This is a genomic window from Massilia sp. DWR3-1-1 (assembly GCF_049898325.1).
In the GTDB taxonomy this organism is placed as follows: domain Bacteria; phylum Pseudomonadota; class Gammaproteobacteria; order Burkholderiales; family Burkholderiaceae_D; genus JAFCUW01.
In genome coordinates, this window is record NZ_JAFCXL010000017.1 from 123,086 (window position 1) to 129,459 (window position 6,374).

General features: G+C 60.9%; 6 protein-coding genes and 1 tRNA gene. 2 read left to right on the forward strand and 5 right to left on the reverse strand.

All coding sequences use genetic code 11. From position 1 onward, the window contains the following. Positions 1–13: 13 nt before the first annotated feature. Together ACP7EY_RS17815 and ACP7EY_RS17820 are read right to left on the reverse strand one after the other, a co-directional pair. Positions 14–1,555, reverse strand: a complete 1,542-nt coding sequence (locus ACP7EY_RS17815; RefSeq protein ID WP_426195940.1) for a fumarate hydratase — start codon at positions 1,553–1,555, stop codon at positions 14–16. Between the two features lie 28 nt (positions 1,556–1,583). Continuing rightward, positions 1,584–2,195 (reverse strand): YqhA family protein, encoded by a 612-nt coding sequence (locus tag ACP7EY_RS17820; protein ID WP_426195942.1) that lies wholly within the window; start codon positions 2,193–2,195, stop codon positions 1,584–1,586. Positions 2,196–2,357: 162 nt separating this feature from the next. Here ACP7EY_RS17820 and acs point away from each other — a divergent pair, with 162 nt between their 5' ends. Then, entirely contained in the window at positions 2,358–4,358 is a 2,001-nt protein-coding gene (acs, locus tag ACP7EY_RS17825) for an acetate--CoA ligase (RefSeq protein WP_426195944.1), read from the forward strand. Positions 4,359–4,431: 73 nt separating this feature from the next. After that, a tRNA-Ser gene (locus tag ACP7EY_RS17830) sits at positions 4,432–4,521 on the forward strand. A 5-nt stretch (positions 4,522–4,526) separates the two neighbouring features. On the opposite strand, the gene ACP7EY_RS17835 is transcribed toward ACP7EY_RS17830, so the two are convergent. The 3 genes from ACP7EY_RS17835 to ACP7EY_RS17845 all read right to left on the reverse strand — a co-directional run bounded on the left by ACP7EY_RS17835 (position 4,527) and on the right by ACP7EY_RS17845 (position 6,263). Continuing rightward, on the reverse strand, positions 4,527–5,192 hold the full coding sequence (locus ACP7EY_RS17835; RefSeq protein WP_426195946.1) for a hypothetical protein: 666 nt from the start codon (positions 5,190–5,192) through the stop codon (positions 4,527–4,529). 375 nt (positions 5,193–5,567) lie between these two features. After that, positions 5,568–5,975: a hypothetical protein gene (locus tag ACP7EY_RS17840; protein WP_426195948.1), complete on the reverse strand. Its 408-nt coding sequence runs from the start codon at positions 5,973–5,975 to the stop codon at positions 5,568–5,570. Positions 5,976–6,071: 96 nt separating this feature from the next. Next, the gene (locus ACP7EY_RS17845) at positions 6,072–6,263 is read right to left on the reverse strand and encodes a PAAR domain-containing protein (protein ID WP_426195953.1); all 192 of its coding nucleotides are present in this window, start codon (positions 6,261–6,263) and stop codon (positions 6,072–6,074) included. Positions 6,264–6,374: the final 111 nt, after the last annotated feature.

A 6,374-nucleotide genomic window follows, 5' to 3' on the forward strand; every position in this document is an offset into this window, starting at 1 on the left:
CGCGAGCTCCCCGTTAAATGACGCTGACGGGAATCTTGCCAACGCTGCTCAACTGTTCAATCTTCGCCGCCCATTCCTTCGGCCCCGTGTTGTGCACCGAGGTGCCCTGGGAATCGACCGCCACCGTCACCGGCATGTCGACGACGTCGAATTCATAGATCGCTTCCATGCCCATGTCGGCAAAGCCCAGCACGGTCGCGCTCTTGATCGCTTTCGACACCAGGTAGGCGGCGCCGCCCACGGCCATCAGGTAGGCCGACTTGTGCTTCTGGATCGACTCGATGGCCGCAGGGCCCCGCTCGGCCTTGCCGATCATGGCGATCAGGCCGGTTTTCTCGAGCATCATGTCGGTGAACTTGTCCATGCGGGTGGCGGTGGTGGGGCCGGCCGGGCCGACCGCTTCGTCGCGCACGGGGTCGACCGGGCCCACGTAATAAATGACGCGGTTGGTGAAATCGACGGGCAGGGGCTCACCCTTGGCCAGCATCTCCTGGATGCGCTTGTGGGCGGCGTCGCGGCCCGTCAGCATTTTGCCGTTCAGCAGCAGGGTCTGGCCCGGGGTCCAGGCGGCGACTTCTTCCTTGGTCAGCGTGTTGAGGTCGACGCGGCGCGATTTTTCCGTGTCCGGGGTCCAGTGCACTTCAGGCCAGCTCGACAGGGCAGGCGGCTCGATGTAGGCCGCACCGGAGCCGTCCAGCACGAAATGGGCGTGGCGGGTGGCGGCGCAGTTGGGGATCATGGCCACCGGCTTCGAGGCCGCGTGGGTCGGGTACATCATGATTTTCACGTCCAGCACGGTGGTCAGGCCGCCCAGGCCCTGGGCGCCGATGCCCAGCGCATTGATCTTGTCGCACAACTCGATGCGCAGTTCTTCCGTCTTGTTTTGCGGGCCGCGCAGTTTCAGTTCGTACATGTCGATGTCGTCCATCAACACTTCCTTGGCCATCAGCATGGCTTTTTCGGCCGTGCCGCCGATGCCGATGCCCAGCATGCCCGGCGGGCACCAGCCGGCGCCCATGGTGGGCACGGTTTTCATGACCCAGTCGACCAGCGAATCGGACGGGTTGAGCATGACGAATTTCGACTTGTTTTCCGAGCCGCCGCCCTTGGCCGCCACCTTGACGTCGACGGTGTCGCCTTCGACCAGTTCCATGTGCACCACCGCTGGCGTGTTGTCCTTGGTGTTCTTGCGCTCGAACTGGGGGTCGGCGACGATCGAGGCGCGCAGTTTGTTGTCGTCAAAATTGTAGGCGCGGCGCACGCCTTCGTTGACGGCGTCGGTGACGGTGCCCGTGAAGCCCTCGAAGCGCACGCCCATGCCGATTTTCAGGAACACGTTGACGATGCCGGTGTCCTGGCAGATGGGCCGCTTGCCCTCGGCGCACATGCGCGAGTTGGTCAGAATCTGCGCAATCGCATCCTTGGCCGCCGGGCTTTGCTCGGCCTCGTAGGCGCGCGCCAGGTGGGCGATGTAGTCGGCCGGGTGGTAGTAGCTGATGTACTGGAGGGCGGCGGCAACGGATTCGATCAAGTCGGCTTGTTTGATGATGGTCATGGTGATCTCGAGGGCGTAAGGAAAAGGGTTAGTGCTGCTTCGACTGATTCTGGGTGCCGATCATGATGCGGTCGGTGTAGGCAATCGCCAGGGCCGAGAGCAGGAACACGACGTGGATGCCGGTTTGCGCCAGCAGGGTCTGGGCCGTGTAGGCGCCCGCGTTGATGAACGTTTTGAGCAGGTGAATCGAAGAAATGCCGATGATGGCCATGGCCAGCTTGGTTTTCAGCACAGACGCATTGACATGCGACAGCCATTCCGGCTGGTCGGGGTGGACGTCGAGGTTCATGCGCGAGACAAACGTTTCGTAGCCGCCCACGATCACCATGATCAAGAGGTTGGAAATCATCACCACGTCGATCAGGCCCAGCACGACGAGCATGATGGTGGTTTCATTGAGCTTGGTGGGTATGGGGCCGTTTGGCACGGCGACCGCCTCGATGATGTGCTGCATGGACGCGGCATTGCCCATGGCGGCGCCGACCAGGTCGACCAGTTCGACCCAGAAATGGAAAACGTAGACGCATTGCGCGAGGATCAGGCCCAGGTACAGGGGCAGTTGCAGCCAGCGGCTCGCAAAGATGAACTTGCTGATGGGGCTGATGTTGCGGTTGCTGGATTTGTGTTCTGGGGATGGCATTGCGCGGGAACTCCGGGGAAATTTACTGTCGTCATTTTACACGCGACTTCGATGGGTGCGGGCATGGGGCAAAGGTTGGTAGAATCAAGACGACGCTCTCGGATGTAAGGGCATCGTAAGCGATACCGGCTACCGTTGAAAAAAAACTATTAGGAGACCATCATGTCCGGAACCAACAGCGCTACACAAGATCATCAAGGGTCGCAGGAAAGCCGCGTATTTACGCCGCCAGCTGCGTTTTCCGCCAACGCCGCCATTGGCAGCATGGCTGCCTACGACGCCCTGTGCGCCGAGGCCGAGGCCGACTACGAGGGCTTCTGGGCGCGCCTGGCGCGCGAGACGCTCGAATGGCAGACGCCGTTCACCACCACGCTCGACTCGTCGAACGCGCCGTTCTACAAGTGGTTCGGCGACGGCAAATTGAACGCCTCCTACAACTGCCTCGATCGCAATCTGCAGAACGGCAATGCCGACAAGACGGCCGTCATCTTCGAGGCCGACGATGGCACGGTCACCCGCGCGACCTACCGCGAGTTGTACGAGCACGTCTGCAAGTTTGCCAACGGCCTGCGCTCGCGCGGCATCAAGAAGGGTGACCGCGTCATCATTTATATGTCGATGTCGATCGAAGGCGTGGCCGCCATGCAGGCGTGCGCCCGCATCGGCGCCACCCACTCGGTGGTGTTTGGCGGCTTCTCCGCCAAGTCGCTGCATGAGCGCATCATCGACGCCGGCGCCGTGGCCGTCATCACCGCCGACGAACAACTGCGCGGCGGCAAGCATCTGCCTTTGAAATCGATCGTCGACGAAGCGTTGGCGCTCGGTGGTTGCGACAGCATCCGTGACGTCATCGTGTACCAGCGCACGGGTGGCGCCGTCCATGTGGAGCAAGGCCGCGACATCTGGCTGCACGAGCTGGTGGCGGCGCAGCCGGCCGAGTGCGAGCCGGAGTGGGTGGACGCTGAGCATCCGCTTTTTATTTTGTACACATCAGGCTCGACGGGCACGCCGAAAGGGGTGCAGCATGCCACGGGCGGTTACCTGTTGTGGGCGGCGCTGACGATGAAGTGGACGTTCGACATCAAGCCGGACGACGTGTTCTGGTGCACCGCCGACATTGGCTGGGTGACGGGTCACAGCTACATCGCCTATGGTCCGCTGGCGGTGGGCGCCACCGAGGTGGTATTCGAGGGCATTCCCACGTACCCGAATGCGGGCCGCTTCTGGGACACCATTGCCAAGCACAAAGTGACGATTTTCTACACGGCGCCGACGGCGATTCGTTCCTTGATCAAGGCGGCCGACGTCGATCCGAAAGTGCATCCGAAGAACTACGACTTGTCGAGCTTGCGTTTGCTTGGTTCGGTGGGTGAGCCGATCAATCCGGAAGCCTGGATGTGGTATTACAAAAACGTGGGCAACGAGCGTTGTCCGATTGTCGACACGTTCTGGCAGACGGAAACGGGCGGTCACATGATCACCCCCTTGCCGGGCGCCACGCCGATGGTCCCGGGTTCGTGCACCTTGCCGCTGCCGGGCATCATGACGGCGATCGTGGACGAAGCGGGGGTGGACGTGCCGAACGGGCAGGGCGGCATCCTGGTGGTGAAAAAGCCGTGGCCATCGATGATCCGCAACATCTGGAACAATCCCGAGCGTTTCAAGACCAGCTACTTCCCGGAAGAGTTGGGCGGCACCTATTACCTCGCTGGTGACGGCGCCATCCGCAACAAGGACACCGGTTATTTCACGATCACGGGTCGGATTGACGACGTATTGAACGTATCGGGCCACCGCATGGGCACGATGGAAATCGAGTCGGCCCTGGTGGCCAATCCGCTGGTGGCGGAAGCGGCGGTGGTGGGCAAGCCGGACGACACGACGGGCGAATCGATTTGCGCGTTTGTCGTGCTCAAGCAGGCGCGCCCGACGGGTGAAGAGGCGAAGCGGCTGGCGCTGGAGTTACGCAACTGGGTGGCGAAGGAGATTGGCCCGATCGCCAAGCCAAAAGAAATTCGCTTTGGCGACAACTTGCCGAAGACACGTTCGGGCAAGATCATGCGGCGTTTGCTGCGGGTATTGGCGAAGGGCGAGACGATCACGCAGGACGTATCGACCCTGGAAAATCCGGCGATTCTGGAGCAGTTGAAGGAAGCGTCCTGAAGTTTGTTGGTGCTGGCGTGAAAGCTTGTTATAATCTGCGGCTTCGTGAATTGTTGTAGCACGAGGACCATCAGGAGAGGTGGATGAGCGGTTGAAGTCGCACGCCTGGAAAGCGTGTATAGGGTCAAACCTATCGGGGGTTCGAATCCCCCTCTCTCCGCCAAGGATTCAAATCAGGACGTCCAACGATGTCCAGGAAAGACCAGAAAAAGCCGCTCTAGCCCCTGCTACAGCGGCTTTTTTTGTGCGCTGGTGTCTCATAGCGTCCGGCTGCATCCGACGCTTGGCCGGGTCAGAATGGGGGCAAACAGTTGAGCCCGGCACCACGGCCAGGCGCGGCGAGAACATCACGGCCTCTTTGCGGCGCAGGCCGAACGCCATCATCACTTCGAGTTGCGTGGCAACATAAATGCAGCGCGCACGGACTTTCGCGTAGACGGCATCAAAATCGACACCGGCGGCATGCCAGCTTTTATCGGCCTCGGCCGCGCTTTTTCTGGACACCAGGTGACAGCGATCCGGAGTCATGTAGTGCTTCGCGTCCCTGACCATTCCTGCCTTGCCGATCCAGCTGCAAAAGGTGCGCAGAACGCTCAACTGGCCCTGGATGTGGGCTGCGGACAAGGGATGCGCCCTTGGCTGCAAATTTGCTTGCGCGCCGCGTTTGGCCAGCTCGTCAGCAACACCGGAATCGGCCGTCCAGTAGCGCATCAGCGCCTCGATGTGGTGCGGCGGCAGACCGCGCAGTTGCAGCCTGAAGCCCATTTTTCTTAGCATCGTAAAAATACGGTACAGATCATCGGAGCGCGCTTTTTTTGTGCGGTCGGAAACCACCTTGTGCCGGTAGGCGTGCTGGTCGTTGTTGTCCTTGAGGATATCGGCGAGCTCCTGTTTTCAAGGGAGCCTGGAGGCACGGCGTGGTGTGGCGCAGGTCGAACAGGTGGTGCCAGTGTGCTGGTGCGTGGCGGTACTTGAGACCTTCGATTTCTGTTGCATGCGTGCTCCAGTGGATCCGGGGTGGCGGTGCCGCAGCGTCCTTGACCGCCGGGCCCGCGGGCTTGCAAAATAATCTGGTGGCGGGCTCCTTGCACAGCCATCGCAGCTTGGGCAAGGGGCAGCGGCGCCGGGTTGGGCGGTTATCCAAGTGCTGCGAAGCAAAGACAAGGACTCGGCCGCTGCGGCGCACGGCGCGCAAGCAGAGTGAATTCTTCATGTCGTCGCCTCGCCAATTGCAAGGATCCACAACGCCAGCAGCGGCAGTAAACACGTGCCTCGGCAGAGGGCCAACAGCGTCATTGATACGCAGGCGCGCCGATTCGTTTCACCCAGGCTAACGGCGGTTGAGTGGAAGAAAAATGCCGGCGAAAACTCGGTCATCGACCACTCGACGTCTGTGATCAGTCCAACCGTGGTCGCCGGAGGAGCCGTCGCTGCGATCAACTGGGCTGCGCGACATTTCCGGGAAAACTCGCCTTGCGTCGGCCGGGTAAAGATCCATGTGCCGCTCAGCATGGTTGGGCAGATCAATTGCGCCGCAGAATATGCACGCTCGCCGGGCCAGTCAACCATGGCGACCGCCACGTCGGCGGTTTCGGCAGATAGCTTGGCGTGGATCAAGCACTCATCGCCGTCGTACCTGGGAACGTAGGCGACGCTGTTGATCAGGCCACGCGTCGATGCGCGACACTGGTCTGCCAACCTTGTGGTCAGTCTTTACAACGACGCAATGAGCTTTGCCCCGCACGCTGTCACATCGTCGTGATATGCATACGGCTTGCCATTGTGCCGGGCACCACTTCCATCCGGTTTGAGGGGGAAGTTTCCTTTGCATTTGGGACAGAAACTCATGTCGTCCGCGAGTGCTGCCTCGGTTCCCATGACGATGGTGCCAGAGGAACCCCCTATGTCAGCATAGTTGTCGCGTCATCTGATTTATCGTAACCGTACTGGGGGCGGAGTAAAAGAGCAGCAGTGAAGCACTATTCAGCAGAGCGCAAGGAAGCACTTTTGCGGCAG

Coding starts and splice junctions, on each gene's coding strand:
- ACP7EY_RS17815 (WP_426195940.1), bottom strand. CDS start 1,555: ATGACCATCATCAAACAAGCCGACTTGATCGAATCCGTTGCCGCCGCC.
- ACP7EY_RS17820 (WP_426195942.1), bottom strand. CDS start 2,195: ATGCCATCCCCAGAACACAAATCCAGCAACCGCAACATCAGCCCCATC.
- acs (WP_426195944.1), top strand. CDS start 2,358: ATGTCCGGAACCAACAGCGCTACACAAGATCATCAAGGGTCGCAGGAA.